Origin of the sequence: Maribacter corallii, from assembly GCF_047345415.1 — a bacterium.
GTDB lineage: Bacteria > Bacteroidota > Bacteroidia > Flavobacteriales > Flavobacteriaceae > Maribacter_C.
This window is the reverse complement of the sequence record NZ_JBLFEP010000007.1, coordinates 164,657-191,493: the sequence shown is the minus strand read 5'-3', so window position 1 is coordinate 191,493 and position 26,837 is coordinate 164,657. Positions and strand designations below refer to the sequence as shown.

Below are 26,837 nucleotides of genomic sequence, written 5' to 3'. Positions count from 1 at the left end.
TTGAAAATCCTATATTTTAAAGTTCAAGATGTAAGTTATAAATTTAATAGTCAATTTTGCAACAAACAGGCTAAAATTTGGGTATCTTTTTAGCCCTCCAAATCTTGGAAAAGTAAGAACCCTTTAATGCAATAAATGCTGCTATTTGCAGGCTCATCAATTCTAAATAACCCATTAGACCAATTACTATTATGAAACTAACTCTCTACTCCGAAAGGGCCCTTAATTCGAAAACAATTTGGCTTTTAACACTGTTTTTAGCCCTATTTTCGCTATCGGCAACGGGCCAAGAAGTTCAAGAAAGTCCGGAAGCTACCCAAGGAGTTTCAAATACCAGACTTGACCGTTATGGTGATTTTTTAAAACAGGAAGTGGTCTTAGGAAAAATACCGGGAGCCGTTTCACTGGTGACGCGCAAAAACAAGATCGTACATAGTGAAGCCTATGGATTCATGAGTCTTGAAGAAAAGTCGCCCATGTCGAAGGATGGCATTTTCCATATCATGTCGATGACAAAGCCCATAGTTTCCGTCGCTTTCATGATGTTATATGAAGAGGGGCATTTTCAATTGACCGATCCGGTTTCAAAATACCTTCCTCAATTCAAGAATCTGAAGGTGGCAACAGACGCCTCGCAAGGATTGGATGGGCCAACCGAGGATATCCAGTCGCAGGTAACCATCCATCAGCTCCTTTCACATACGGCCGGATTTTCACATGGCCTTGGAGGAACCCAACTTGACAAAGAAATCATGCAAGCGTTGTATTTCGAGCCTCAAAAAAATATTGAAGACCGTGTGAATACACTTATAGATCTACCGCTAATCGGACAACCCGGAGCTCAATGGTACTATAGTGCCGCTCCCGACGTCCTATCACTTTTAATCGAAAAGTTTTCTGGAATGAATACTGCCGAATTTCTACAAGAACGAATCTTCGACCCACTTGGAATGCGTGATACCGGGTACAACGTCGCTAAGAAAAACCAGAAAAGATGGGTTCCGGTGCACAATTACAATGAAGCCGGAAAAATGGTCAACTCCGAACAGCAGTTACCTGTAGAAGGAAATACGGTATACGGAGGAACACACGGCCTATTTTCCACGGCAGCCGATTATATGACCTTCTGTCAAATGCTATTGAACCAAGGTTCTTGGAAAGGTAGGCAATACCTCAGCCCAAAAACGTTGGAGATCATGACCATAAACCAAGTGGGGAATCTTTATCAGGCACCGGGCCAAGGCTTTGGTCTTGGATTTGGTGTAACAACGGATTTAGCGGCAAGCAAAAGTGCAGGTTCGGTCGGCCAGTACTATTGGGGCGGCGCCTATTGTACTTACTTCTTCATCGATCCCGAAGAAGAACTTATTGCCCTCTTGATGACGCAGGTACAACCGTATAATGACTATTACAGCACTGTAATGCGTCAATTCGTGTATCAGGCCATCATCGATTAATTTAACTGTACGCAGCAATGTCTTGGTAATTTTTCTATCTTTTAGCTCTTAAAAACAACCAACATGATGACCGCATATCTTTTTGAATTTATTGGAACAGCCCTGCTCATTCTTCTCGGAAACGGAATTGTGGCCAACGCCAACCTAAAAAGCACCTATGGAGGAACAGCGGGTTGGGTAGGTATTACCATAGGATGGGGTATGGCGGTTTTTGTAGGCGTATTTGTAGCCGCCGATGTCAGCGGGGCCCATTTGAACCCGGCGGTGACTTTGGCACTGGCCGCAGCCGGAAAATTCTCATGGGCGTTTGTTCCAGGATATATCTTAACACAGTTTCTTGGCGCCATGACAGGAACGACCTTAGTATGGCTCACCTACAAAAAGCATTATGATGCCACTGAGGACCAGGGTGCCATTCTAGGAACCTTCGCCAACACCCCGGCCATCCAAAGTCCGTTTTGGAATTTCTTGACCGAGTTCATAGCAACTTTTGCCTTTGTCCTCGCGATTTTCTATATCGCTGGAGGCTCCTTTTCCGGAGAGCAAATTAAACTAGGGTCCTTGGACGCCTTACCGGTCGCATTATTGGTCTTAGCGATAGGAATTAGCCTAGGAGGCCCAACCGGTTACGCCATCAACCCTGCACGTGACCTCGGACCACGTATCATGCATGCGCTACTACCCATTAAGGGAAAAGGTGAAAGTGCCTGGTGGTATGCCTGGATTCCCGTTGTAGGACCCATAGCCGGCGGACTGCTTGCAGCAATGGTATATATGGCGATAGGTGTGTAATTAATCTAAAAAAATAATGACGATGAAAAAATCAGTTTTCTTACTTCTTGTGCTTCTTGCTTTGCAGGGATTGACCGCCCAGGAAATCATCTCCGTACCCCACGAAAAAGCAGCCGATGTGAAATGGGAGGGTGACGAAAAAGCCTATTTCTCTGACATCTGGCAGAACGATGTGGTGACCAATGTATCACTTCCTACCATGGAAGTCTTTCGACCGAAAAACCCGAACGGCACTTCGGTTATCGTAGCGCCGGGTGGCGGTCTCTATGCACTGAGTATTACCAGTGAAGGTACTCAAGTCGCCGAGTGGTTGGCCGAAAAAGGCATCACCGCCTTCGTATTGAAATATCGCTTGGTGCCAACAGGAGAAGACGGAGTCAAAGAAATTACGGATGAAGGAGCGAGCAATCCCGCTCGTATTTTTGAACGGGTGGTCCCGGTGATGCCCTATTCCATCGCAGACGGACTTTCCGCCATTGCCTATGTTCGCACCCATGCAGAGGACCTGAAAATCGACCCTAACAAAATAGGTTTTATGGGCTTTTCAGCTGGAGGTGCCGTTACAATGGGTGTGGCTTATAATTTCACCAAAGACAATCGGCCGGATTTCATCGTACCGGTGTATCCGTGGACCACTGCGATGCCCGTTAAGGAAGCTCCCGAAAATGCACCACCTATGTTGGTTGTCTGCGCTACTGACGACCCCTTAGGTTTGGCCTCTGGAAGCATTGAGCTTTACAATGCATGGTTAAAGGCCAATAAAGGCCCCGGACTTCATATGTATGCTAAAGGGGGGCACGGGTTCGGTATGAAAAAGCAAAACCTACCGTCAGACAATTGGATTTCTCGTTTCTACGATTGGTCCGTCGCAGAAGGAATCGTGGTACCGTCGTCGGATAACTGATCCGTCTTAGTAAAAAGCTACTACACAGAGCCCAGCTGCGAGGTCACGGTTAGATGCCGCACCGCTTGGGATAGTCCGACACTACCATATTTTTGAGAACCTACGGACGTTGTCTTTAAGGTTAAATGATGGTAACAACGACCGGGCACGAAAAAATGTGCTCGAGCACATTTTTTCTAAAAGTGTACTGCTGGCCTCCAAAATCTTCATAAAATAAAGTATATTTGAGCTTAATTCAGAACTCGAATGCGATACTCACTTTTTTTTACGCTGATGGTATGCTCCATCCTATTTGCACAGTCACAGGAAATAGCACCATTTGCAGACGAGGTCGAAGCCATTCAAAAAAAGTATGATACGCTATGGGATGCTTCTAAAGAGACCATTGTCTTCACTGGTAGTTCTAGCATCCGTATTTGGCATGATATACAAGATCGTTTTCCAGACCATCAAATCGTGAATTCAGGTTTTGGAGGTTCTCAGGCCAGTAATCTTCTGGACAACTGTCAAGAACTCGTACTGCGCTTTAAACCCCGAAAAGTATTTATTTACGAGGGTGATAATGATATTTCGGCAGGTAAAAAAACTAAGGAAATCATTGGGGATATATTGGCCATAATTGCAGAAATCAGAGCCCAAGACGCGACGACCGAGATTGTACTTATTGCCGCGAAACCTAGCCTCGCACGTTGGAATCTCAAACGGGACTACAAACGCTTGAATCGAAAATTCAGAAAACTGAGCCGAAAAGATGTCCAAATGGACTACGCAGATGTCTGGAAGCCCATGCTCAACGGCAAAAAGGTGAAAGAAGACCTCTTTATCGAAGATGGTTTACATATGAATACCAAAGGGTACGACATATGGTTTGAGGTATTAGAACCCCACGTTAAATAAGTAAAACAGCAACCGATAGTTTAAAAAAATGAAAAACTCTACCGTTTTAAAAAGTCTATTCGTTTTTCTCACCATACTGGTCTTCGCTACCTGTAAAGAAGAAAAAAAGAAGCGTGTTATCGAATTTCCCGAGACGGATCTGACAGCGGAAAACCTTATTCCGAAGCCGCTCAAAATGATTCCGACCAATGGCGGTTTCGCGCTGGATCAATTTACGGCGATCTATACCTCGGAAGCAGCCGGATTTGAGGAAGTAGGGAGTTTTCTCGCCAAAAAGATAAAAAGCAAGACCGAACTGGATGTACAGGTCAATATAGATGAAATTCCTAATCTGGAAACCGTAATTTACATCAATCAATCGGATAGCCTAGAGTTGAACGCCCCAGAGGCCTATCAACTGTATATCACCCAAGATTCGGTTATTTTAAATTCCAATACTGCCGAAGGAGCATTTCGCGGTATTCAGACCATACGCCAATTGATTCCTGAAGCAAGTTCCGATAGTCTTGCCACCTATCCCATTTGGACGATTCCGACCGGAAAAATAATCGATAGCCCCCAATTCGAGTATCGTGGCTCTATGTTAGATGTGGCACGCCATTTCTTCAGCGTGGAGGATGTCAAAAAATATATTGATTTGCTTGCGTACTACAAGTACAATGTATTGCATTTACACTTGACTGATGATCAAGGCTGGCGTATCGAAATCAAATCATGGCCCTTATTGACCGAAATTGGTGGTAGCACTGAAGTGGGTGGTGAAGGTGGTGGATTCTACACCCAGGAAGAGTATAAAGACATCGTTGCCTATGCAGCGGAAAGACACGTGCTCATCGTGCCCGAAGTAGATATGCCCGGGCATACCAATGCCGCCTCGGTGGCTTATCCTATTTTCAACGGTAATGGTAAAAAACCAGAGCTTTACGAAGGCACCCAGGTCGGTAAAAGCACCTTTGCTACAAGAAAAGATACGCTCTACTCCTTCTTGGATGATGTCATCGGCGAAATCGCTGCCATCACACCCGGACCCTATTTTCATATCGGGGGAGACGAAAGTCACGTGACCAAAAAGAAAGACTATATCTATTTTGTAGAGCGTGTAGAAAAACTAGTACAGAAGCGTGGCAAACGCATGATCGGTTGGGATGAGATCGGGCAGGCCGATATTGATTCCTCCTCCGTTTCACAGTTCTGGGCCAGCAAAAAAAATGCCATGGATGCCATCGCAAAGGGCATGAAAATCATCATGTCACCTGCGAATAAAGCCTATCTCGATATGGAATACGATACCCTTTCAAAACACGGATTACATTGGGCCGCTTATATCCCAACGGATACGGCATACATCTGGACACCGGAAACGTATGAAGGCATTCCTATGGAAAGTATTTTGGGCATTGAGGCCCCACTATGGTCCGAAACCATTAGCGATATCGGTGAATTGGAATACTTGGCTTTTCCGCGAGCTATCGGATATTCCGAGCTCAGTTGGTCAACCCCGGAAAACCGAAATTGGGAAGAGTACAAAATTCGTTTGGCCAACCAAGCCCCTTTCCTAGACCGCATGAACGTAAAATATTATGCCTCGCCTCTAATTGACTGGAAGAAAAGCAAATACTCATACAAGGAAATTGAGAAGGATTAAGAAGTGTAGATAGTATATTATTTAACCAACTCACCGTAGAAATGCTCTCCGGTACTGGTTTTGTATTTTTTCAGGATATGAATGGGCGATAAACTGTGGTCCGTTGAACGCTTCAAACCTAGGAACTTTGGCATTTTTGGTGATTGGAAGTTTTCTGGTTACGGGTGCAACTCGTAAACAGGTAAGTGCACCAGTAATCGTCAAATCTAAAACGGACTGAACATTATCTAATCATTTCCTCCTTGAGAAGGGTACAGTCGATAAATTTTACAGCAACCAGTTGCCTTACCCTGCTTCTTAAGTAGCAATTCGCTGGCTATCGATTTGTTCGTTATCTTAGCAAACAGCTTCTAACCAAACCACCAACCCATTGAGAAAAAAAACAAAACTAATAAAACGCATCTTCATAATGGGTGTCCTGTGCGCCATTACATTTAGCGCTAAAGCTCAACAGACCCAAGCGGATAGTTATACCCGATACGAACTTTTGTCGCCTGACAGCAATGAGTTCCGAATCATTTATGATGTCAGTGCAACTACTCCCGGTGCTACCTATTACTGGAATACGCTGCGAAAGGGTAGTGAACACCAAGTGACCACCGTTAGGGATGCCTATTCGGGAGAAGCTTTAAAATGGGAAATCGTTAGCGGAGCCCTTGCAAAAAAAAATGGGCTCGACGAGGCAGTAGATAATGGAGAATACCTTCAAATTCAATTGGCAAGAGCGGTACCCCCTAATGGAGAAGCGCGTATACGGATTGACAAAATCTATGCGGATACAACAAGTTATTTTCAAAAAGACAACAGTATTGTTTTCACGAGAACCTTGGGCATCAAGAGGAACAGCATTGTGCTACCTCCACAATATGAACTGACCCATTGCAACTATCCTTCCCAAGTACAATTGACTCCCGAAGGCCAGATCAAATTGAGCTTTATGAATAATGGTCCACAAGCCGTACCCTTGGAAATCAAGGCAAGACCGTTACCCGCAAATGCCACGATCAAAAAACCGGAAAAGAACAACTATTCCTTTGATTCTTCCGGCAACGGTCGTAACAAATCGAAAGTACGCTCCGGATGGGAATTTGAAGAGCGTGCATTTCAAAATCGCGAAATCGTCTACTTTCTCCAACAACCCGAAACCCATTCGTTTCGACTGTATCATGACTATACCGAAACGAAGGTAGGCATGGATCGTTATCTGAATATCGTACGAGCGGGGAGCAAAGCCTCGGACCCATCTGCAATTTTACTCGACACGGGGGAAGCACTACAAGTAGAGACCCTGAAGGGAAAAGCAATCACGGAAAAAGGCATCGATATTGGGGACACCATAACTGTCGAATCAGAAGTTATTGCTATCTGGTACGCGCCCTTAAAAGAAGGGGAAACCAAACGTTTGCGTATCACCGAAACCTATACCGATCCGAATCGATATGTACTCGATGATGATCAATTGGTTTGGGATCGTAGCTTCGGACGAAACAGAAATGTGGTTATCCTTCCTCCAAAATGGTTTTTGACCACAACCTCCATTCCTGCAGTAATCGACCAAACCGAAGATGGACTAACAGCCCTACACTTTGTTAACGACAGACCGGACGCACTTGATGTCTACATCAGAGCACAACGCAAATAAAATGAACCAAAAGCAATTTCTATGAGAACACTATTACTCGGTTTTTTATGCTTTACATTGAGCATAAGCTACAGTCAAACTACGAATGACACCCTTCCCAAAGCGGAGGTATCTACCACCATGCAGAGTGTGCAAATCAATGGAAAGACCATTTACCTTACAGCACAGGCAGGCACTTTTCAAGTTCGTGATGAGAACAACAAACCAATCGCGTTAATGGGCCACACCTACTATAGTAAAGACTCCAAAACAAGAAATAACAGAAGGCCTATAGTTTTCGCCTTCAACGGAGGGCCCGGTTCCTCTTCTTTTTGGTTGCACATGGGTGTTTTAGGACCCAAGCGAATCGTCGTGAAAGACCCGTCTAGCACTCCCGCCGCACCCTATCAACTGGTCAATAACAACTTCTCGATTCTTGATGTAGCCGACTTGGTCATGATCGATCCCGTCGGTACTGGTTTAAGCATACCCGTTGGAAAGGCTAAATTCAAGGATTTCTGGGGAGTTGACCAAGATATTAGAAGCCTGTCGCTATTTATTACACAGTTCTTGATTGCAAAAAATCGCATGAACAGTCCGAAATACCTTTTAGGGGAAAGCTATGGTACCTTTAGAAATGCAGGTTTGATGAATACCCTTTTGACACAAGGTGTTGCTATGAATGGGGTCATCATGGTCTCTGCGGTTTTTGATCTGCGGACATTGATTTTTCCTCCCGGGGATGATATGCCCTATATAGCGCACTTTCCCACCTATGCAGCCACGGCCTGGTATCACGACAAGGTTACGGACAAGCCCGAAGATGTATACACCTTTCTAAACGAGGTGCGCCGTTTTACAGAAGACGAATATGTTCCTTCCCTGTTCAAAGGAGACCGCCTGTCGGAAGCCGACAAAAAAGCGATAGCCCAAAAATTAGCGAAATATACCGGTACCAGTACCGACTATTGGGTAAAAGCCGACCTTCGGGTGACCGCAAGCGAGTTTTTTGCTGAGTTTTTGCGGGATGAGGGTGAAATTGTCGGCCGTTTGGATTCACGATTTACCGGAATCAATCAAGATCTACTGGCGCAAGATGGAAGTCACGATCCACAAAGCGCTGCTATATCACCAGCCTATATCGCCGGGTTTTTAGACTACTTCTATGGAAGTCTGAAAGTCAATAAGAATACAACGTATTCGATTACCGCAGGTCGTCGTGAAGGCTTTAATTGGGATTGGAAACACAAAGGTAACGTCCGTTGGGGCACGCAGGCGGCCATAAATACCGGTATCGATATGGCCCAAGCCTTGTCACGTGATCCTAATATGAAAGTGTTAGTCTTGAATGGTATTTATGATATCGCCACCGTTTTCTACGGGGTGGAATATTCCATTGATCACTTAGGACTCAAAAAAGAAATCAAAGACAATATCAAAATGGAGTATTATGAGGCAGGCCATATGATGTATACCCACCAACCTTCCCTCGAAAAGTTCAAGAAAGATGTGGCCGGATTCATCTTGGAAACTTCGAAGTAATTTAAAGCTGAAATACATCATTTTTTGGTACATTTAAAGAACTATAGCATTACCTAAAGTCAACCTATATGAAAGAAAAGAAACCGCAAAAGACATCCGCTTCAAGAAGGTCGTTTATCAAAAAGAGCGCAATTGCCTCATCCATCTTCATTGTTCCAAGACATGTATTGGGGGGTGAAGGATACTTAGCGCCCAGTGATCGTTTGAACCTTGCGGCCATTGGTGCAGGTGGAAAAGGAACCAGTGATATCAAAAATGCCTCGGTAGATGGACGTGAAAAAGTAAGAGCCCTTTGTGACGTTGATTTTTCAGGATCGGCCAAAAGGTCCATCGAAAATTTCCCGAAAGCCAAGCTATATAATGATTATCGCAGAATGCTGGACAAAGAAAAGCTCGATGCCGTAACAATTTCCACACCCGACCATGTTCACGGTCCGGCGGCGGCTTATGCCATGGAACGAGGAATTCATGTATACGTTCAAAAACCGATGACCCATAACATTCGTGAAGCCCGTTTACTCACTGAAATGGCACGTGAGAAAAAAATCGTTTCACAAATGGGAAACCAAGGAGGGTCCAATCCTCTTTTGAATATGGTTCAAAAATGGATCGACTCGGATGCCATTGGAGCCATTTCCAAGGTACAGGTCTGGACCAACAGGCCCGTTTGGCCTCAGGGAGGACAAATGCCCGAACCCAATGCCAGTTTGAAACCTGAAGACCTTTATTGGGACTTATGGCTCGGGCCAGCGGAAGCAAAACCCTTTACACCAAACCTACATCCGTTCAACTGGAGAGGTTGGTGGGACTATGGTACGGGAGCACTGGGCGATGTAGGTTGTCACCTAATCGATATTCCCTTCAGGACCTTGGGCCTAAAATACCCCACTGATGCAGAGTGCAGTGTAGGCTCGGTCTTTTCTCAAATGTGGACAGCGGATTATCATCCCGAAGGCTGCCCGGCATCTTCGTTCATTACCTTGCATTTCGATGCCACGGAAAAAACGAAAACACCGATTGAAATGACTTGGAGTGATGGGGGCATACGACCATCGCACCCAGATATCATTCCCGCAAATAGTGATATCGGAGGAAAAGATAGTGCCAATGGCGTGTTGATTATCGGTGAGAAAGGTATTATTTCCACAAATATCAATGATAGTTCTCCCCTTATGCCGAAACTATACCGAAATGACGGCACCACGGAATTCGGACCGGAAGTTGAAGAAATGCAAGAACCCGAATATGGCCATCAAAGAAAGTGGGTGGATGCCTGTAAGGCCGGTTTTGACAGTGAAGAGCACAAAGCGCTTACTTCCTCATTCGACTATGCAGGTCCGATGACGGAAACCGTGCTAATGGGCAATCTGGCTATTCGAAGTTATATGTTGCAGCGAGAAAACACGGAAGGTAAAATGGAATTCTTTGCACGTAAAAAATTGCTGTGGGATGGCGAGAATACCAGAATCACCAACCTTGAAGAAGCGAACCAATTTGTAGGCAGAACATATAGAGAAGGTTGGAAGGTTTAAATTTGGTCGCTTTGATTAGACTATTAATTGGTTAATTTCTTGTTTGCTGATAAATGGCCGGACCACTAAGATTTATATATCCTGACAGGAAGCTATTTATTGCTAGCTTTGCCCTTAACTTGCTTACGTCGACCGTGACGTGACATCTAAATCAAAAAAAGTGATCCGGATTCAAGCGCAACTATTCAAGAGCAGTGTTTTGTTGAGTTCACTGTTCCTTTTGCAGAGCTGTTATACCTATAAACCAACAGCCGTTGACCAAATTCAAGTGGGCAAACAATATCAAATAAAAGTTTCGGATGGTCGAGTAATCGCAAATAAATGTCTGGCTATTACTAAGGATTCTGTCACTTTTAAAGCAAGAAATACTCGGCTAGATTTTCTTAAATCCGATATTCAACAGGTTAAAAGGAAAAGAAATTCTCCCATCACCTATATTGCAGGAGCAGCTATTCCGGCAGCAATTATTATCGGTATTGTAACCAATAAAGAGGAATCGATTTACGAACAGACGAGGCCTAGATAATAATAGCCCGAATAACTTTTCATTTCAGGGCGTAGTCGAGATTGAAATCAGAATACATCCCTCGGAGTACGCGGCCTATTCGATTTACCAAGGAATCGAAATACGAAATACACCCTCCTTAAAAGCCGCCCGACAGGTACGCCATTGGGCGGTTTACTTTTTTATTCCAGGTAAGCCTTTAGGTTCTTTTGTCTGCCAATTGAACTTCTCTGCCTTTTTAACCTCCGGCCATACCTCGTCAAGGGTGTCCGCATTATAGACCTTACCATTTTTGATCACATGCGTGAGTGTGTTACTATTACGGATGTTTTCCAAAGGGTTTTTGCCCATAATTAAAATATCTGCCAATTTTCCTTTTTCCAGACTACCTAAGTCATCGTCAAGACCCAAGGCCTCTGCCCCTAAAATGGTTGCAACCTTAAGTGCATCGGAATTTTTCATCCCACCACTGGCAACGGACCAAAGTTCCCAATGGAATCCAAGTCCTTGAAGCTGACCATGACTGCCCACACCGGCCAAACCTCCTGCCTCAACAAGATCTTTCATAAATTCCGCATGCTTTTTAAAGACATGTTCCTCGTCCATAAACCAACCTGGTCTTCTTCTTGATTTTTGGGCCAACTCTTTGTATGGTGTAAAGTATTGTAGCTTTTTATCCTTCCAAACATTCTCACGTGAATAATAATAATTCTCTGCCCAAGGTCCACCATAAGAGACCAAGAGTGTAGGCGTAACGGCCATTTTGGAATCAGCAACGGTTTTGACCACATCTTCGTAAATGGGATAAATTGGCAAGGAATGCTCATGCCCTGGATAGCCATCAAGCAGTTGTGTCATGTTGAGTTTAAAATCGAGCCCTCCCTCTGTGGTCGGCATTAATTTTAGTTCTTTGGCTGCCATGATAATCCATTGGCGTTGTTGACGGTTCCCGACAAGGTACATTTTGATGCTCTTGGTATTATAATATTCGCTATACTGTTTCAAAACATCCTTTGCATGGTCTAAACTCTCGATCTGATATTTCCAAAAGCCCACTCCAGGCCCTGTACTATATACTCGCGGACCGTGTAGCATACCAGCTTCCACCATATCAGCATAGGTCAAGACATCCGTGGTCGCCGTCTGGGGATCTCTGGTTGTGGTGACGCCATAGGCCAAATTGGCGGAATAAATCCATACTTGGTTTTTATGTACGCCCCAAGTGGGCCACATATGCGCGTGTGTATCAATAAACCCTGGCGTTATGGTCTTGCCGGAAATATCGATTGTGGTAGCACTTTCCGGAACGGTCAAGCTGCCGGAAGCACCCACCGCAGCAATACGATTATTGGTAATGAGCAAATCACCATTTTCAATGACCTCTCCACCCTTCATCGTAATAATTCTTCCCCCCTTCAGAAGTACGGAACCTTGAGGGATATCTTTCTTATAGAGCACCTTGACTTTAAATTCCTCTGCCAAAAATTTAGGCTCTTTTTTGTCTTCTTCGTCCTGGTCATCAGTCTTGATGGTATCAGTTTTCTTTTCCTTGGCCTTTAATTCCTTTTCTCTCTTTTTGGCCAAATCAAGACTGTCTTTGAATTGTCTCCCCGCTATCAGATCATACTTAAAATGACTCGCTCCAAGAGACCAATGTACCTTTTTACTGTCTGCTGACCATACCGGAAACTCTCCTCCCAGAACCGTTAATTTTAATGCAGGAAAGGCCGCATTGTCGACCTTCGCCAAGGAAATATTCGGTGTCTTTCCATATTTCGGTATGGTGACCGTGTAGATGTCGTTATTAATTAGGGCCAAAGCCGTTTTACCATCTGGAGAAATATGGATTTCAGTAGGCTTCGAGGCCTTCTTATTATCGCGCCAACCCTCCTCAACGGCAGGTAGTGCAGTGTGTGAATCAAAATCATCATGATTCTTGCCGTAGACATCTTGCGACCCGAAGGTCTCGATACCTGTTAGTTTCAAATGTACTTTCTCGTCTGTACCGTCCCATCGAATGGAGAGCAGACCTTTTTCATTGTTACTCAGGTAGATGCGGTCATCGAATTTGGTAAAGTGTGGCATTTGCCTTCCTTTGGATTTATCAATATACTGAATAGGTCCTCCATCGGAAGAAACCCAAACCAAATCTACCTGTACCCCACTCGAGAAAGGTCCGATGGCATCATCATAGGTTTGCGCGGCACCGCGATGGAAAGCGATACGATCTGTTTGATATGACCATGAAGGATGGGTATAAATGCCTGGTTCTTTCGTAAGCTGAACCGGTCTTGCCCTACCTTCAACATTAACGCGGTAGAGATGCCCTCCACCCTTTTTCCAAGTAGTATACACCAAGTACGCTCCATCAGGTGACCACGCTGGTTGCCCCTCGGTGAATTCATTGGTTGTCAACCGCCGCGGACTGCCGTTGGGCAAATCCATCACATAAAGTCGATTCAAGGCGGTAAAAGCCAATTTACTGCCATCAGGAGAGGGTTTGGCATCACGAATTTGTGTCACTAGGGTCTCTTTTGTATCGATAATCGGATACTTAAATTCTAGTCTGGGACCCAATTCGAGTTTCACATCCGCTGTAAATTTGATTTCGCTTGCCAAATTAAACGGAATGGAGATGGAATATATTCTTCCTCCGTAGGACACAATGAGGTTCTTACTATCGGGTGTAAACGACATAGCCGGTAAGACGCCTAAAGGAGCTATCGATTCTTGCTCATCACGCTGAACCGGATAGGCCAACCATCGTTCTTTTCCGGTCTTAAGATTTCGTAGTACTAGTCCGGTCTCGGCTTCAAAGCGTGTACCATAAACCATCCAATTGCCATCGTTCGATAATGTGGGCGTGAAGGCAGATCCATAGCGAGAAGTGATGACTGCCATGTCACCATCTTCCATATCATAGGTTCCTATTTGATATTGTGGCAGCTGGGCATTATAATTCCAGGCGTTTTGCCTTTGGGAAAAATACAGAAGCTTGCCATCGGCTCCAAATGCTGGATCTATAAGCTTTAAGTTCTTTGGCTCACTCACCAATTGACTTCCTGAGCCACCATCTTTATGATAGATGTAAGGTTTGATATTTCGACGCCCTTTCACCCCAACGATATAATCGCCATCCGGTGTCCATTCGGCAGAAAAGAAATTGTGCTTCTTGTCTTTGGTAATCTGTTTGCTTTTTTTCGTCGTCAAATCGACCGTCCAGATATTATCGGAACCGCTTTTATCTGAGATAAAAACGAGCGATTTTCCATCGGGGCTAAATCTGGGATGTACATCATATTGAATACCTGCAGTGAGCGTAGTGGCCCGCCCCCCATTGATGGGAATAGAATAAATATCACCCATTAAGTCAAATACAATGGTTTGGCCGTCCGGACTAACGTCCAATGACATCCATGTGCCAGTGTCTGTGGTGAAATTTATCTTTCGCTTGGGTTCTAAGGGAAGTTCTTTGGTTGCTTTTTTTGTGGAGTCTTTTCCGTTTTGCGGAAAAATCGCAGTGCAAATAAGTAGGGAAACACATAGTGCAAACCTGCGCGCTATTGAATGTTGTAACAAAATACTTGGTTTGAAATTAGCCTATAAATATAACCAATGTATTGCGCATCGACCCTAAAAAAGAGCCACAACCTTGTCTAGTTGGGTTTTTTTAACAAAGATTTTTACTCTTCTTCCGAAGAGGCATCCTCATCATCGGATGAAAAGTCGGTAATTCCGTTATCATGAAGAAGATTATACCACTGGATAACTTTTCTGATATCACTGGCATAGACCCTGTCTTCATCATAATTGGGCAAGACTTCAAAAAAGTACTCTTCCAATGCAATTTTCTCCGATTTATGCGGAATTGAAGTTTTTCCGCCCTTTTCCTTCAGCTGCATTTTTTGGAAGACGTCTCGTAAAGGAAGTTCCTCATCCAAAGTATATATCGCTATCTCAGACAGAATGCTGACATTGTTTCGTAAACCAACGGTGATTTTTTTTCCATCGAGGAGTGATTCCGCAACAAAACCGCTTCTGGTTTGAGTGACCAGTTTGAACAGACCTGGTTTTCCTCCTATGGATAAAATTTTATCTAAACTCATCTCTTCTTCGAATTAAGGGGCAAATATGAAAATTTTGGTTCAATTGCCGTCAGTATTTAACGTCCTTTTTTCATTTCGGGAAAGCGCATTCTATAGTCTACTTTGATTTTTCCCTTAGAAATATTGGATAACCTACCTTTCAAGAGACGCTTTTTTAAGGGTGACAATTTATCGGTAAACAAAACTCCTTCAATATGGTCGTATTCATGTTGAATCACACGCGCCAATAGACCTGTGTAAGTTTCCGTTTTCTGATTAAAGTCCTCATCGTAGTAAGTGAGGGTAATGGTATCTTTCCGCTTTACGTCCTCACGAACGTCAGGTATGCTCAAACAACCCTCGTTAAAGGCCCACTCCGTACCTACCTCCTCTTCAAATTTTGCATTGATAAACACTTTTTTGAAACCGTTCAACGCATTTTGTTCTTCATCGCTCAACTCCTCGTCGTCGGCAAAAGGGGTCGTATCGACCAGAAAAATCCGAATGGCCAATCCTATTTGCGGAGCGGCCAAACCAACTCCATTTGCATTGTACATGGTCTCCCACATATTGGCGATCAACTCGTTTAGCTTTGGATACTCGGCATCGATTTCCTTTCCTACTTTACGTAAGACCGGATCACCATAGGCTACAATAGGTAATGTCATTCTACTTTTTGTTTAAATACGCTTGCAATATAATAGTAGCGCTTATTTCATCAATAATGGCCTTGTTCTGTCTTTGTTTTTTTTTCATTCCCCCTTCAATCATTGCTTGTACAGCCATTTTAGAAGTAAATCTTTCATCTTGCCTTTCAATAGGAATGGAAGGAAATGTCTTTTTCAAACGTCGTAAGAAGGGAGCGATGAACGTTTCGGCCTCTGATGGTGTATTGTTCATTTGTTTGGGTTCGCCCACCACTAAACATTCAACCTCTTCTTCATCTAGGTATTGCTTTAAAAACTCGATCAACCCATGTGTCGGTACTGTTGTAAGACCAGAGGCGATGAGTTGTAAAGGGTCGGTAACCGCGATTCCCGTCCTTTTTCTGCCATAATCCAAAGCCACTACCCTTCCCAAATCAATTTTTTTGCAAAAATAGACATATTTGTTATACCCTTAAAATTAAGCAGGCAATTACCGCGGCTCCTCTTATATTTGTCGAAATTTTAGATATCAAGATGACTGAACTACGTACCCTTATAGAAAATGCATGGGAAAATCGGGAGTTACTCCGTGAAACTGCAACACAAGACGCAATCCGAGAGATTGTGAATTTATTGGACATCGGCAAGTTGCGATGTGCAGAACCGACCGAAGAAGGGTGGCGCATTAATGAGTGGGTAAAAAAAGGAGTGGTTCTCTACTTCCCAATTCAGAAAATGGAAACACTTGAAACGGGTATTTTTGAATATCATGATAAGATTCCATTGAAAAGAGGATATGCCGAAAAAGGGGTTAGAGTAGTACCACATGCCGTTGCGCGGCACGGAGCCTACATCTCTAAAGGCACCGTTTTAATGCCGAGTTATGTGAATATCGGAGCTTATGTTGATGAGGGTACTATGGTCGATACTTGGGCCACCGTGGGTAGTTGCGCGCAAATTGGAAAAAACGTTCATTTGAGTGGCGGAGTGGGTATTGGCGGTGTTTTAGAGCCGCTGCAAGCAGCGCCCGTTATCATTGAAGACAATGCTTTCATCGGTTCAAGATGTATCGTAGTCGAAGGGGTGCGTGTAGAAAGGGAGGCCGTGTTGGGCGCCAACGTAGTTCTTACTGCATCGACCAAGATTATCGATGTTACCGGAAGCGATCCTGTTGAGTCAAAAGGTAGGGTTCCAGCCCGTTCGGTTGTTATACCAGGGAGCTATACCAAGACATTTCCTGCTGGAGATTTTCAAGTGCCTTGTGCGCTCGTCATCGGCACTCGAAAAGAAAGTACCGATAAAAAGACCTCTCTCAACGATGCATTGCGTGAGCATGACGTAGCGGTTTAGCTTTGAAGGAAATTTCCGCCTCGAAATATAATTTTTTGCTTTTTTGACAGTTAGTAAAGAAGACCACGCTATGACAAGTAACCTACAGAATAGTTTTTATGGTGCTTCAAGGGCAAAAAATCACAGCACTCGTTATCACTTATAACGAAATAGGATACATCGAAAACTGTATCAAGTCAGTCGAATTCGCGGATGAAATCATCGTTGTGGACTCCTATAGTACTGACGGTACCTATGAGTATCTCTTATCACATCCGAGGGTAAGGGTCATACAACATCCTTTTAAAAACTATACCGCGCAAAAGGCGTATACCTTAGCGCAAGCTACCAATGACTGGGTAGTTTTCGTTGATGCTGACGAAGTCGTGACCCCACAATTGGAAAGTGAAATTATCGCTACGGTTAACGGGCCTAGTAAGCATGCCGCCTATTGGTTCCGTAGAAAGTTCATGTTTCAAGAAAAAAGATTGCGTTTCAGTGGTTGGCAAACGGACAAGAACTACAGGCTTTTCAGAAAAAGTAAAGTACGGTTCTCCGAAAAAAGAATCGTACATGAAACACTCGAAGTAAACGGAACCTCTGGTGTACTCCGAGAAAAGTTGACCCATTTCTGTTACCGCAACTACCATAACTATAAAGGCAAAATGCTCTGTTACGGTCGCCTAAAGGCAAAAGAAGCAGTTTTGAGAAATAAACGATTCAGTCTTGGCCTTCTCATTATGAAGCCCACGTATCGATTTTTATATAATTACCTTATCCGTCTTGGCATATTGGACGGAACCAAAGGTATCAAAGTATGTTATTTGAATGCCCTAGGTGATTGGGAAAGATATCTTGAATTAAGACGATTGGAAAACGAACAAAAAGTACCAAGTTTGAAGACGGCTCCGCAACAAAGCAGCTAATTGCTTAAAATGAGGTATCCTATTTTCCGAAAATCATAAAAGGCAAAGCAAATCATTATCAGCTGTTGAATTTGCAGGTTTTTTTTCATCTCAATTGCCCTATTCCCTATTTTAATGATAGCTTTGCAGTACCCTACTATTAGTACATGCTAGTTATGAACAACCCCAGAGTAAAAATTTCAGCGTTGGTGATAGCCTATAATGAGATAGGTTATATAGAACGATGTATCGAATCGATTACCTTTGCCGATGAGATCATTGTGGTTGATTCATACAGTACCGATGGTACTTTCGAGTACTTACGAGAACACCCTAAAGTGAAGGTCATTCAACATCCGTTTACAAACTTCACGTCACAAAAATCTTTTGCATTGAGTAAAGCCACACACGACTGGGTACTTTTCTTGGATGCGGACGAGGTCGTATCCGATACGCTCAAATCAGAAATTGTCGATACCGTAGAAAGCGACACAGCACATGCAGCATTCTGGTTTTATCGCAAATTTATGTTCCAGAACGAAACGTTACGCTACAGCGGATGGCAAACCGATAAGAATTATCGCCTTTTTAGAAAAAGTAAGGCGAAGTTCTCTGATCGGAAAATTGTACACGAGACGTTGGTGGTAGATGGTAAATCAGGAATTTTTAAAGAAAAGTTGGTCCATTATTGCTACAAGAACTTCGAGGACTATAAGTCGAAAATGCTTAAATATGGGAGGCTTAAAGCGAAGGAAGATTTTTTTACGGAAAAAAGCTTCAACTATATATCCCTTCTGTTAAAACCGACTTGGAAATTTTTCAATCACTACATTTTGCGCCTGGGCATACTCGATGGACAAAAAGGAATCATAATCTGTTATTTGAACGCACTCTCGGATTTGGAACGGTTTCGTGAGTTGAAAAGGCTAGAAAAGAAAAATGAAATGGCCTACTGCTTGATTATGCCGTGATAGGTCCAAACGCTTTTCTTTTGCCTAACTTCCTTTCGAATGACCATATTCTTTGCGATGGCCTCCGGGGTGCGATAGCTTCGCTCATGGTCTAAATGAATACAAACGGCACTGTATCGCAATTGCTTGGATTTTATCCCGAAATTGGAGAGACGTTCCCCAAACTCGCGATCTTCCCCTCCGTACTGCATTCTTTCATCAAAACCATTGACATTTAAGATATCGTTTTTCCATCCCGAAGAATTATGTCCGTTCCAACTGGCATTCGTAGGGGTGAAAGTGTTGAATAATTTAGAGATAAAACCACTAGCGGTCAGCTTGTTGTTTTTAAACGTTTTAGGAATCCCTTTTTTCTTCAACCAACTCAAATCAAAACAATTTTGACTTCGTATATCTGTCTCCGTGATGGCATTTGATATATTCATGGGTAACATATAGTACCCCCCGGAAATAAAATGACCCGGTTCTTTGTTCAAATAGTGCACTTGCACGAAATCTTCCCGCGGAATACAATCGCCGTCGGTCATGATGATATATTGCGTGCTACATGCCGTAATCGCCTTATTTAGTATTCTGCATTTCTGGAAACCGTCATCTTCTTGCCATACATGCTTGATATCGTACGATACAGTAGCTTTCATGCGCTTGATCAAATCAACGGTCTCTTGACCAGATCCATCATCCGCGATGACCACTTCAAAGTCTTTGTAGGTCTGGCAATCGAAACCCCAAAGTACTTTTTGCAACCAATCGGGTTTGTTATAGGTACTTACGATGACGCTTACGGTATTCATTGAGGAAGTCTTGAGCTACTATTTTTACAAATGTAGTTTTTTGCCTTGCATCTTCAACAGAGATTGGACTTTATCATGGGCCAAATATCGAAAATTTCATTTTAATACCCGGCTCATGCCTCGTATGGAAGGTCGGAACCGCTATTTTTTAGCAATCAGAAATAGTATATTTGATCAATGGCCCAGAAAAAGTTTTTAGTGATACAGCAAAAAATGATTGGGGATGTTCTAGCCAGCACAGTCATATGCGAAGGTCTAAAATCGGTATTCCCTTCCTGTATCGTTCATTTTGTGGCCAACCACAACACTTTACCCGTTTTGGAACATCATCCTTTTATTGATAAGGTTATCGTTTTCGAGAAAATATATCGTTCCAGTAAAATCGAGTTCTTCAAATTTTTGAAATCCATTCAGGGTCAGCCGTACTATGCCGTCATTGACGCTTATGGTAAATTGGAAAGCAATCTGATCTCTCTTTTTTCGAAGGCTACGTATAAAGTGTCCCACCCAAAGTGGTATACAAAATGGATATATAATCATAGGATAGAGGAAAACCTTAATCCTGACGGAAAATTTCCGTCGGCGCTTCAAAATAGGTTACGACTCCTCGAACCCATCATCGGCTCGCAGACCAACTTGGAAGTTTACCCCAAGATTTATTTGTCCACAAGAGAAACCACTACGGCAAAGAACACGGTCGACACCCTCAGGGAAACTACGGGCCAGTCTATGATTATGATCGGTATTCTGGGTAGTAGTCCGATAAAGACCTATCCCGCCAAATACATGGCAGATATTCTGGACTTCATTTGCCAGAGAACGGATGCCAAGCTTATTTTCAACTATATTCCCAATCAAAAAAAGGAGGCTTTGGCTGTTTATCATCAATGTAAAAAAGAAACTCGAGCACGGATAGCTATAGATTTTTATGCAGAATCGTTACGTGAATTTTTAGCGATTCTAGATCAGTGCGACGCATTGATCGGCAATGAAGGTGGCGCCGTGAATATGGCCAAAGCATTGAACATACCCACATTTTGTGTATTTAGCCCTTTCATTGTCAAAGGCGCTTGGCATGTGGACAACTCTAAAAAACATATGGGCGTTCATTTGAAAGATCATAGACCCCAAGTATTCGAAAATCGGAACAAGAAAAGTATCAAAAAGGATATTGAAGCGCTTTACACTTCATTTGAGCCGGAACTATTCAAAAAAAACCTAGCTAGGTTTATTGTTGAAAATCTTGACGATAAAAAAGAAACTACTCCGCAAAAATGAGCAACGTGACATACGATATCGCCATCATCATTATCAACTACAATTCATCGGAGTTTACTACAAAATGTGTCACCTCTGTTTTAGAACATACGAATACCGCACTATTTTATCACCTTATCGTTATTGACAATGCTTCCGAAGCCAATGATTTTAAAGCCCTGAAAACATCGATAGCTAACTTGGGTGAAGAACATATCAGTTTATACAGAAGTAGGTTCAACACAGGTTTCGGTGGAGGTAATATGCATGGCGTACAATTCGCCAAAGCCAAATATTACTTGTTTTTGAACAACGATACCCTCATGATCGACGACCCCATCAAAAAATGCTTTGATTTTATGGAAGCGCATTCTGATGCGGCCGTTTGTGGACCTCGAATTCAAAACGAGCATGGCGAAAAACAACTAGGGTTCGACTATTTCACTTCATTTTCACGTGAGGTCTTTGGAAAAAAATTCGTTGAAAAAATCTATGGAAAACCCAATCGAAGAAAAGAATACTCCCAGCCGATTGCTGTCGATTATATAAATGGAAGTTTTATGTTCTTCAGCGCTAAGGATTTTGATGAAGTTGGAGGGTTTGATACCAACATTTTTCTGTACTTCGAGGAAAGCGATGTTTGTTATCGACTCAAAAAAAAGGGTAAGAAAACCTATTACCTGCCTACGGCGACCTATGTACATTATCAAGGTCAAAGCATTAATAAGACCAAAATGCCCATGGCCATCAAAATAGAATTGAAAACATCGATGTTCTATGTGATACGAAAGAACCGTGGTTATTTTCATTACCAAGTCTTACGAATGATATTTGTGCTGCGCTATGGATTGACCTCAATTCTCAAACCACGATATTTCAAACTGTTCCATCGTATTTTAATAGGACTCCCATTGGGAAAATCACTCAAACAAAATCAGGTAATCCAAAGCTGAGAATTCCAGAATTCTTCCCGGATATCATATTTTTGCCAAATCATCAAAACAGTTATGTTTTCTATGACCGAAGAAATCAACAAGGCTATCGGGGTATTGGATTCGGGTGGACTTATTCTATATCCCACGGATACTGTGTGGGGTATCGGCTGTGACGCCACCAATGCCGAGGCCGTACAGAAAGTGTATCAACTCAAGCAACGTGAAGATAGTAAGGCCCTTATTTGTATGGTGGCCAATGATGCCATGCTCGAACGTCATGTCTCCGAAGTTCCTGATCTAGCTTATGATATCATGGATCTATCTACGAAACCAACCACTATTATATACGATGCGCCCAAAGGCATCGCCAACAATCTTGTAGCACCTGATCATACCATTGCTATTCGGGTGGCCAGTGATAAATTCTGTCAATACCTGATCAATAAATTTAAAAAACCAATCGTCTCGACCTCGGCAAACATTTCAGGCGAACCTACACCTCAAAATTTTACTCAAATCACGGCGCCCATTTTAAAAGGAGTCGACTATGTGGTAAATTTGTATCGAGATAAACAAAATGCAAGTCCTTCCGCCATTATCAAACTAAGCAATGATGGCACGGTAAAGGTGATTCGAGCATAGATAGAACGAAACAAGGGCAGGATATGTTATGGTTCAGATTTAGAACGCCATAATTGACCAGGCCACTATTCCAAATGTATTCCATATCGTAAAATGACAAAACAGAATCACAAACAAGCACTCACCGATCCTTTGTTTAAAAAAGTGACCGAAGCGGCCAAGGAATTGAAAGTGGAGTGTTATGTTATCGGGGGCTTTGTACGAGATTACCTTTTGAAGGGCGGACGGCCAAAAGACATTGATATTGTCGTTGTCGGAAGTGGTATTGCACTTGCGAAAAAAGTTGCTTCAAAACTTCCGGGGAAACCCAAGGTATCCAGCTTTAAGAACTTTGGTACCGCCATGATAAAATCCGACCATATTGAACTCGAATTTGTAGGAGCGCGAAAAGAGAGCTATCATCGCGATAGTAGAAAACCCGTTGTGGAAGACGGCACCTTGGAGGATGACCAAAAAAGAAGGGATTTCACCATCAATGCCTTGGCCTTATCGCTGAATGAAGCGAATTACGGTGACCTTCTCGATCCTTTTGAGGGTGTAATCGATTTAAAACGGGAACTTATTCGTACCCCACTCGAACCGGATATCACTTATTCGGATGACCCCCTACGTATGATGCGCGCCATTCGATTCGCCACTCAGTTGGGTTTCAGGATAGATCCTAAATCGCTTGATGCCATTTCGCGAAACAAAGAGCGTATTCAAATCATTTCAAAGGAACGGATTGTCGAAGAGCTTCATAAGATTATGGCCAGTACCAAACCCTCCGTTGGCTTTTCGTTACTTCATAAAACGGAGCTCTTACCTTTTATACTCCCCGAATTAGTTGCTTTGCAAGGAATTGAGGAAATAGAAGGACAACGTCATAAAGATAATTTTTGGCATACCCTGGAAGTTGTGGATAACATATGTGAGACTACTGACGACCTTTGGCTACGCTGGGCAGCGCTACTGCATGACATCGGAAAAGCACCTACCAAGAAATTCCACAAAAAAATCGGATGGACGTTTCATGGGCATGAATTTGTCGGTTCCAAAATGGTGTACAAGCTGTTCAAAAGGCTCAAGATGCCATTGAACGATAAAATGAAATTTGTACAGAAAATGGTCTTGATGAGTTCGAGACCTATTGTTCTTGCTGAAGATTATGCGACCGATTCGGCCGTTCGGCGGTTGGTTTTTGATGCCGGTGACTATGTGGACGATCTGATGACCTTATGTGAAGCTGATATCACTACCAAAAACCCTAAGAAACAACGTAAGTACAAGAATAACTTTAAAATGGTCCGGCAAAAGATTAAGGAGGTAGAAGACCGCGACCACATAAGAAACTTTCAACCGCCCGTTACCGGAGAGGAAATCATGAAAACCTTTGACCTCAAACCATCCAAGGAAATCGGGATTATCAAAGACACCATAAAAGAAGCTATTTTAGAGGGTGAAATACCGAATGAATACAAGGCCGCCAAGAAGCTCATGATTCAAAAAGGAAAGGAATTGGGCTTAAAGATACGATCTTAAGTATACGAGGTTATCAAAGGGCAAGAGTCCACCTTTGGGCCTATTGAAATCTTTGGGATTCTAGACCCTGAATCTTCTCAAAGTGTAGTAATTTTGTATCGAAATCCAATGAGAAAAACATGAGCAATCGCTTTCTTAAAACAGCAAAAATCTCGCTGATTTTAGTATATCTGGTGATTGTGGCCGGAGCTATAGTTCGGATGACCGGTAGTGGTATGGGCTGTCCTGATTGGCCGAAATGTTTTGGCTATTATATTCCACCTACTGAAGAATCACAACTGGAATGGCACCCAGATAGCACTTATAAAAAAGGGCAGGTCATCATTAGAAACGAACAGCTTTGGGTTGCGACCCAGAATTTTACGACACGCGCAACTTACGATTCATCCTATTGGGAGCCTTATACCAAACACGAATATGCTATCTTCAACCCGTGGCATACTTGGATCGAGTTCATCAATCGACTTTTTGGAGCCTTAGCCGGACTTGCAACGCTTGTCTTGGCGATCCTATCGCTATGGTATTGGAAGAAAAACAAGAAAATCACCTTGCTTTCATGGGTAATCGTTTTCGCTATGGGGTTTCAGGCATGGCTCGGTGCAACGGTAGTTTATTCGGTTCTGAATCCTTTTAAAATTACCATCCATATGGTCATGGCCTTACTTATCGTGGCCATGTTGTTGTATCTGATAGCCCTAAGCACAACCAAGTCTAAGCCATTCAAATACGATAGAATGACATTGATGCTGTTCATAACGGCATTGACAATTACCTTTCTTCAAGTTATTTTGGGTACACAGGTCAGGGAATTTGTGGATGCTCGAATTGATGTGGTCGGCGAAGCGGCCAAAGACCTTTGGTTAATAGAACCGACCTTACAGTTCTATATCCATCGCTCTTTTTCCATACTGGTGACGGCACTGAACCTCTTCATTGCCTACCGCATCTATAAACTAGGCTCCGGGTACTCAAAAATCAATTGGGTGTTATTGCTGATTTTTTTCGAGATAATTACAGGTATGGCGATGTACTATTGGAGTTTTCCATTTACCACTCAGCCCTTTCATCTTGTTTTGGCCTCGCTTCTATTCGGTGTTCAGTTCTATTTGGTTTTGGAAGCACTTAAATCGAAAAGAAGTCACAAAACTTTGTAACTTTACCGTCCCGCAAAAAAACACTAATGATTTATAAAATCCGCATCATTTTAGATGCTCAGGAAGATATCTTTAGGGATATCGAGATTGATGCCGGCAATTCAATGGAAGAATTCCATAATGCCATTGCCCAGTCTTTTGGGTTTCTTGGAAACGAAATGGCCTCTTTTTATACATGCGATGAAGATTGGAACCAAGATGAGGAAATAGCATTGTTCGATATGAGTGATACCGGTTCTGATGTACGATTGATGAACGAGACGTTTTTGGAAGATGTGATGAATGCTAAAAATCCGAAGCTTATTTACGTCTATGATTTTTTGAACATGTGGACGTTCTTCGTCGAGTTGGCCGATATTGTGGAGAATGAACCAGGCGCAGCCTACCCTAATGTTTTATTCAGTTTCGGCGAATTGCCCGAAACGCCTCCGGAGAAAAATTTTAAAGCAGACCCAACTTTTGATTTTGATGACACCCTTGAGAATTATGACGACCTTGATTTTGATGAAAACTGGAACTAGAATTCAAAAAATAAATCTACCATCGGCATTTGTTGCTAAGTATCAAGGTTAAGCGTTATCAAAATTATCCAAAAAAAAATTAGGCTCCGAAGGGAGCGACCCAAAAATTCAAACTGAATGATCAACCTGTATTCTACACAAATCGAAAGTATCTCTATACACCGAATCGGAAATAAGAACAAGGGAGAAGGTGCCTTTTTATCGGAAGAACCCGCTCGTTTAAATGATGAGACTTCGGGTATTCTAAAGGAATACTTTTTTAAACCCTTTCGCGAAAAAGAAGAGAATTATTTTAAGCTCTCGAACGAGGTAGATGTTGAATTCAATGAACTGTATACGATAGTCTCGGACATTTTTTCAGACCCCTCTTCTGCCCATCTGAACTCTAAAAAAGTAGCGACCCATCTTTTTGAACAATCGAATCATCCACATATCAAGAGCGGAGAGGTCTACGTGACTTATTTGACCGGTCTTGTTCTCGACAATACCAAAGTGGACGCGGTCGGTATTTTCAAAAGTGAATTAAAGCATGATTTTCTGCAGTTTGCCGAAAAGGGCAGTAATCTTGACATCATTATACAGCAAGGCATTAATGTAAATAAATTGGATAAAGGATGCCTCATTTTCAATACCAATAAAGAGGAAGGCTACAAGGTACTATCGGTAGACAGCAACCGCTATGATGCCAAATATTGGTTGGAAAATTTTTTGGGAGTAGATGCCTTGGCCGACGAGAATTTTTATACCAAAAACTATCTTAAGTTCTGTCAAAATTTTGCCAAGGATGTGGTTTTACCTGCGGAAGATAAGCAGCAAGAGGTTTTGTTTATGAACAGGGCGGTGAATCATTTCGCTAAAAACGATGCCTTTGAGGAGAGTAATTTCCTAACCGATGTCATGGAAAACCCAGAGCTTATTCCTGAGTTCAAGCACTACAAGGTGGAGAAAGGACCGAAATATAGTATTGAGGATGTTTCAAATTTCGACATTGCCAACAAGGCCGTGTCGGATGCCAGAAAGAAGATTAAAAACGTCATCAACCTCGATACGAACATCCAAATCAAAATGGACTTTATCAATCCCGAATCGGCGGAGAAGTTCGTTGAAAAGGGCTGGGACGAAGAGCGACAAATGTATTATTATTTGGTCTATTTCAATAAAGAGCAAAAAAGCTAATGGCT

Annotated in this window: 24 protein-coding genes; 19 read left to right on the top strand and 5 right to left on the bottom strand. The window is 42.8% G+C overall.

All coding sequences use genetic code 11. The features are described 5' to 3' along the window. The first annotated feature begins 191 nt into the window (after positions 1-191). From ACKWCA_RS22715 to ACKWCA_RS22675, 9 genes are all read left to right on the top strand, one after another. Positions 192-1,457, top strand: a complete 1,266-nt coding sequence (locus tag ACKWCA_RS22715; protein WP_413980543.1) for a serine hydrolase domain-containing protein — start codon at positions 192-194, stop codon at positions 1,455-1,457. A 63-nt stretch (positions 1,458-1,520) separates the two neighbouring features. Beyond that, positions 1,521-2,249 carry an MIP/aquaporin family protein gene (locus ACKWCA_RS22710; RefSeq protein WP_413980542.1) on the top strand — a complete coding sequence of 243 codons (729 nt, stop codon included), beginning with the start codon at positions 1,521-1,523 and terminating at the stop codon, positions 2,247-2,249. 22 nt (positions 2,250-2,271) lie between these two features. Continuing rightward, a complete protein-coding gene (locus tag ACKWCA_RS22705) occupies positions 2,272-3,153 on the top strand; it encodes an alpha/beta hydrolase (protein WP_413980541.1) in 882 nt (293 codons plus the stop codon). 246 nt (positions 3,154-3,399) lie between these two features. After that, complete coding sequence (locus ACKWCA_RS22700) at positions 3,400-4,050, top strand: GDSL-type esterase/lipase family protein (RefSeq protein ID WP_413980540.1); 651 nt, start codon at positions 3,400-3,402, stop codon at positions 4,048-4,050. A gap of 28 nt (positions 4,051-4,078) precedes the next feature. Then, entirely contained in the window at positions 4,079-5,695 is a 1,617-nt protein-coding gene (locus ACKWCA_RS22695; protein ID WP_413980539.1) for a family 20 glycosylhydrolase, read from the top strand. Between the two features lie 409 nt (positions 5,696-6,104). Then, positions 6,105-7,337: a hypothetical protein gene (locus ACKWCA_RS22690; RefSeq protein WP_413980538.1), complete on the top strand. Its 1,233-nt coding sequence runs from the start codon at positions 6,105-6,107 to the stop codon at positions 7,335-7,337. A gap of 21 nt (positions 7,338-7,358) precedes the next feature. Next, positions 7,359-8,858, top strand: a complete 1,500-nt coding sequence (locus ACKWCA_RS22685) for a S10 family peptidase (protein ID WP_413980537.1) — start codon at positions 7,359-7,361, stop codon at positions 8,856-8,858. Positions 8,859-8,926: 68 nt separating this feature from the next. Further along, positions 8,927-10,390 (top strand): Gfo/Idh/MocA family protein, encoded by a 1,464-nt coding sequence (locus ACKWCA_RS22680; protein ID WP_413980536.1) that lies wholly within the window; start codon positions 8,927-8,929, stop codon positions 10,388-10,390. A gap of 160 nt (positions 10,391-10,550) precedes the next feature. Further along, positions 10,551-10,916 (top strand): hypothetical protein, encoded by a 366-nt coding sequence (locus ACKWCA_RS22675; protein ID WP_413980535.1) that lies wholly within the window; start codon positions 10,551-10,553, stop codon positions 10,914-10,916. A 153-nt stretch (positions 10,917-11,069) separates the two neighbouring features. Here ACKWCA_RS22675 and ACKWCA_RS22670 read toward each other — a convergent pair whose 3' ends face one another. From ACKWCA_RS22670 to ruvX, 4 genes are all read right to left on the bottom strand, one after another. Next, positions 11,070-14,474 (bottom strand): amidohydrolase family protein, encoded by a 3,405-nt coding sequence (locus ACKWCA_RS22670; RefSeq protein ID WP_413980534.1) that lies wholly within the window; start codon positions 14,472-14,474, stop codon positions 11,070-11,072. A 104-nt stretch (positions 14,475-14,578) separates the two neighbouring features. After that, a complete protein-coding gene (locus ACKWCA_RS22665) occupies positions 14,579-15,001 on the bottom strand; it encodes a DUF5606 family protein (protein WP_413980533.1) in 423 nt (140 codons plus the stop codon). Between the two features lie 56 nt (positions 15,002-15,057). Then, positions 15,058-15,648, bottom strand: coding sequence for a peptide deformylase (gene def, locus ACKWCA_RS22660; protein ID WP_413980532.1), 591 nt, complete (start codon positions 15,646-15,648; stop codon positions 15,058-15,060). 1 nt (position 15,649) lies between these two features. Then, on the bottom strand, positions 15,650-16,060 hold the full coding sequence (ruvX, locus tag ACKWCA_RS22655; protein WP_413980531.1) for a Holliday junction resolvase RuvX: 411 nt from the start codon (positions 16,058-16,060) through the stop codon (positions 15,650-15,652). A 101-nt stretch (positions 16,061-16,161) separates the two neighbouring features. On the opposite strand from ruvX, the gene ACKWCA_RS22650 reads away from it, so the two are divergent. The 3 genes from ACKWCA_RS22650 to ACKWCA_RS22640 all read left to right on the top strand — a co-directional run bounded on the left by ACKWCA_RS22650 (position 16,162) and on the right by ACKWCA_RS22640 (position 18,832). Next, positions 16,162-16,977, top strand: a complete 816-nt coding sequence (locus tag ACKWCA_RS22650) for a 2,3,4,5-tetrahydropyridine-2,6-dicarboxylate N-succinyltransferase (RefSeq protein ID WP_413980530.1) — start codon at positions 16,162-16,164, stop codon at positions 16,975-16,977. Between the two features lie 98 nt (positions 16,978-17,075). Beyond that, complete coding sequence (locus ACKWCA_RS22645; RefSeq protein WP_413980529.1) at positions 17,076-17,882, top strand: glycosyltransferase family 2 protein; 807 nt, start codon at positions 17,076-17,078, stop codon at positions 17,880-17,882. A 155-nt stretch (positions 17,883-18,037) separates the two neighbouring features. Beyond that, the gene (locus ACKWCA_RS22640; protein WP_413980528.1) at positions 18,038-18,832 is read left to right on the top strand and encodes a glycosyltransferase family 2 protein; all 795 of its coding nucleotides are present in this window, start codon (positions 18,038-18,040) and stop codon (positions 18,830-18,832) included. Here ACKWCA_RS22640 and ACKWCA_RS22635 read toward each other — a convergent pair. Beyond that, positions 18,811-19,626 carry a glycosyltransferase family 2 protein gene (locus ACKWCA_RS22635; RefSeq protein WP_413980527.1) on the bottom strand — a complete coding sequence of 272 codons (816 nt, stop codon included), beginning with the start codon at positions 19,624-19,626 and terminating at the stop codon, positions 18,811-18,813. The two genes, ACKWCA_RS22640 and ACKWCA_RS22635, sit on opposite strands and share 22 nt — an antisense overlap. 177 nt (positions 19,627-19,803) lie before the next feature. On the opposite strand from ACKWCA_RS22635, the gene ACKWCA_RS22630 reads away from it, so the two are divergent. From ACKWCA_RS22630 to ACKWCA_RS22600, 7 genes are all read left to right on the top strand, one after another. Beyond that, a complete protein-coding gene (locus ACKWCA_RS22630; RefSeq protein WP_413980526.1) occupies positions 19,804-20,904 on the top strand; it encodes a glycosyltransferase family 9 protein in 1,101 nt (366 codons plus the stop codon). Beyond that, positions 20,901-21,836, top strand: a complete 936-nt coding sequence (locus ACKWCA_RS22625) for a glycosyltransferase family 2 protein (protein ID WP_413980525.1) — start codon at positions 20,901-20,903, stop codon at positions 21,834-21,836. The genes ACKWCA_RS22630 and ACKWCA_RS22625 overlap by 4 nt, the downstream gene beginning before the upstream one ends. Positions 21,837-21,899: 63 nt before the next feature. Further along, positions 21,900-22,460, top strand: a complete 561-nt coding sequence (locus ACKWCA_RS22620) for an L-threonylcarbamoyladenylate synthase (protein WP_413980524.1) — start codon at positions 21,900-21,902, stop codon at positions 22,458-22,460. Positions 22,461-22,553: 93 nt separating this feature from the next. Next, a complete protein-coding gene (locus ACKWCA_RS22615) occupies positions 22,554-23,981 on the top strand; it encodes a CCA tRNA nucleotidyltransferase (protein ID WP_413980523.1) in 1,428 nt (475 codons plus the stop codon). A gap of 119 nt (positions 23,982-24,100) precedes the next feature. Beyond that, on the top strand, positions 24,101-25,135 hold the full coding sequence (locus ACKWCA_RS22610) for a COX15/CtaA family protein (RefSeq protein WP_413980522.1): 1,035 nt from the start codon (positions 24,101-24,103) through the stop codon (positions 25,133-25,135). Between the two features lie 26 nt (positions 25,136-25,161). After that, positions 25,162-25,656 carry an IS1096 element passenger TnpR family protein gene (locus tag ACKWCA_RS22605; RefSeq protein ID WP_413980521.1) on the top strand — a complete coding sequence of 165 codons (495 nt, stop codon included), beginning with the start codon at positions 25,162-25,164 and terminating at the stop codon, positions 25,654-25,656. A gap of 117 nt (positions 25,657-25,773) precedes the next feature. Next, positions 25,774-26,832 (top strand): nucleoid-associated protein, encoded by a 1,059-nt coding sequence (locus ACKWCA_RS22600; protein ID WP_413980520.1) that lies wholly within the window; start codon positions 25,774-25,776, stop codon positions 26,830-26,832. Positions 26,833-26,837 lie beyond the last annotated feature (5 nt).

Excerpts from the sequence above, each read along its gene's own strand:
- def (WP_413980532.1), bottom strand. The coding sequence starts at position 15,648 with ATGACATTACCTATTGTAGCCTATGGTGATCCGGTCTTACGTAAAGTA.
- ACKWCA_RS22690 (WP_413980538.1), top strand. The coding sequence starts at position 6,105 with ATGGGTGTCCTGTGCGCCATTACATTTAGCGCTAAAGCTCAACAGACC.
- ACKWCA_RS22625 (WP_413980525.1), top strand. The coding sequence starts at position 20,901 with ATGAGCAACGTGACATACGATATCGCCATCATCATTATCAACTACAAT.
- ACKWCA_RS22685 (WP_413980537.1), top strand. The coding sequence starts at position 7,359 with ATGAGAACACTATTACTCGGTTTTTTATGCTTTACATTGAGCATAAGC.
- ACKWCA_RS22600 (WP_413980520.1), top strand. The coding sequence starts at position 25,774 with ATGATCAACCTGTATTCTACACAAATCGAAAGTATCTCTATACACCGA.
- ACKWCA_RS22610 (WP_413980522.1), top strand. The coding sequence starts at position 24,101 with ATGAGCAATCGCTTTCTTAAAACAGCAAAAATCTCGCTGATTTTAGTA.
- ACKWCA_RS22695 (WP_413980539.1), top strand. The coding sequence starts at position 4,079 with ATGAAAAACTCTACCGTTTTAAAAAGTCTATTCGTTTTTCTCACCATA.
- ACKWCA_RS22635 (WP_413980527.1), bottom strand. The coding sequence starts at position 19,626 with ATGAATACCGTAAGCGTCATCGTAAGTACCTATAACAAACCCGATTGG.
- ACKWCA_RS22710 (WP_413980542.1), top strand. The coding sequence starts at position 1,521 with ATGATGACCGCATATCTTTTTGAATTTATTGGAACAGCCCTGCTCATT.
- ACKWCA_RS22630 (WP_413980526.1), top strand. The coding sequence starts at position 19,804 with ATGGCCCAGAAAAAGTTTTTAGTGATACAGCAAAAAATGATTGGGGAT.
- ACKWCA_RS22605 (WP_413980521.1), top strand. The coding sequence starts at position 25,162 with ATGATTTATAAAATCCGCATCATTTTAGATGCTCAGGAAGATATCTTT.
- ACKWCA_RS22620 (WP_413980524.1), top strand. The coding sequence starts at position 21,900 with ATGACCGAAGAAATCAACAAGGCTATCGGGGTATTGGATTCGGGTGGA.
- ACKWCA_RS22665 (WP_413980533.1), bottom strand. The coding sequence starts at position 15,001 with ATGAGTTTAGATAAAATTTTATCCATAGGAGGAAAACCAGGTCTGTTC.
- ACKWCA_RS22615 (WP_413980523.1), top strand. The coding sequence starts at position 22,554 with ATGACAAAACAGAATCACAAACAAGCACTCACCGATCCTTTGTTTAAA.
- ACKWCA_RS22645 (WP_413980529.1), top strand. The coding sequence starts at position 17,076 with ATGGTGCTTCAAGGGCAAAAAATCACAGCACTCGTTATCACTTATAAC.
- ACKWCA_RS22700 (WP_413980540.1), top strand. The coding sequence starts at position 3,400 with ATGCGATACTCACTTTTTTTTACGCTGATGGTATGCTCCATCCTATTT.
- ACKWCA_RS22650 (WP_413980530.1), top strand. The coding sequence starts at position 16,162 with ATGACTGAACTACGTACCCTTATAGAAAATGCATGGGAAAATCGGGAG.
- ACKWCA_RS22715 (WP_413980543.1), top strand. The coding sequence starts at position 192 with ATGAAACTAACTCTCTACTCCGAAAGGGCCCTTAATTCGAAAACAATT.
- ACKWCA_RS22705 (WP_413980541.1), top strand. The coding sequence starts at position 2,272 with ATGAAAAAATCAGTTTTCTTACTTCTTGTGCTTCTTGCTTTGCAGGGA.
- ACKWCA_RS22640 (WP_413980528.1), top strand. The coding sequence starts at position 18,038 with ATGAACAACCCCAGAGTAAAAATTTCAGCGTTGGTGATAGCCTATAAT.
- ACKWCA_RS22680 (WP_413980536.1), top strand. The coding sequence starts at position 8,927 with ATGAAAGAAAAGAAACCGCAAAAGACATCCGCTTCAAGAAGGTCGTTT.